The sequence below is a fragment of the Mesorhizobium sp. M8A.F.Ca.ET.165.01.1.1 genome, assembly GCF_004792065.1.
Taxonomy (GTDB): Bacteria; Pseudomonadota; Alphaproteobacteria; order Rhizobiales; family Rhizobiaceae; genus Mesorhizobium.
The window spans coordinates 1-336 of record NZ_SRTH01000144.1 but is presented as its reverse complement, the minus strand read 5'-3'; the positions used below and the strand labels follow the sequence as shown (position 1 = coordinate 336).

The 336-nt window shown below is 63.7% G+C and carries 1 protein-coding gene; it reads left to right on the top strand.

Annotated elements, in window-relative coordinates; genetic code table 11:
• The coding region (locus EN808_RS35475; RefSeq protein ID WP_145973051.1) for an EamA family transporter at positions 1 to 336 on the top strand (336 nt) is incomplete at both ends.

Genomic DNA, 336 nt, shown 5'->3' with positions numbered 1-336 from the left:
GGCTGATCGGAGTGGTGATCATCGTGCGTCCCGGCATCGGCTCGGTCGATCCCGGTCATCTCGTCGTTCTGGGGGCCGCGATGTGCTTCGGCGTCTCGGTGGTCATGGTCAAGTCGCTGACGCGAACCGAGAGCGTCGTGCGCATCATCTTCTGGATGCTGATCATCCAGTCCGTGGTCGGCCTTGTCCCGGCGCTCTACGTATGGCGCAGCCCGGCGGTCGAGCTCTGGCCGTCGATATTCGAAGTCGCCTTTACCGGCGTGTCTTCGCATTTCTGCATGGCCCGCGCGCTTAGCCACGCCGATGCGACCGTCACTTCGCCGATGGACTTCCTGC